Source organism: Methylobacterium sp. J-026 (genome assembly GCF_022829585.1).
In the GTDB taxonomy this organism is placed as follows: Bacteria; Pseudomonadota; Alphaproteobacteria; order Rhizobiales; family Beijerinckiaceae; genus Methylobacterium.
This window is the reverse complement of the sequence record NZ_JAKSYC010000265.1, coordinates 1-440: the sequence shown is the minus strand read 5'-3', so window position 1 is coordinate 440 and position 440 is coordinate 1. Positions and strand designations below refer to the sequence as shown.

Below are 440 nucleotides of genomic sequence, written 5' to 3'. Positions count from 1 at the left end.
GGAATTTGTCGGTACCGCACGCCGGAGCGAGGCCGGGGTCGCGCTCTACGATGGTGCCCTGCATGCGGTCCGGCACAACCCGCTCTCCGCCCCTCTAATCGCTGGAGGCGTGATGCTGTTGTTGCGGCAGGTGACCAAGCCCATGCCCACACCCGGGACGAGATCCGGGAGGCGATGAGCGGCAACATCTGCCGCTGCCGCGCCTACACCAACATCGTCGACGCCAGCGAGGACGTCCTGCAGGGAGCCGGCCCATGAACCGCTTCGACTGTGTCCGCGCCGGGACGGTGGAGGCGGCGTTGCAGGGCTAGGGGGCGGGCGCCCGGTTCATCGCCGGCCGCCCGAAGCTGATCGACCTGCTGACGTACCAGGTCGAGAAACCCGGCCGGCTGCTCGCCACCACCCGCCCGCCGCTGTCCCGGGTCGCGAACCACCACTGC

Annotated in this window: 1 pseudogene; it reads left to right on the top strand. The window is 70.0% G+C overall.

Features of this window, described 5'->3' with window-relative positions:
* Positions 1-132: 132 nt before the first annotated feature.
* Positions 133-258, top strand: a pseudogene (locus MKK69_RS22250) (2Fe-2S iron-sulfur cluster-binding protein); the annotation flags it as partial.
* Positions 259-440: the final 182 nt, after the last annotated feature.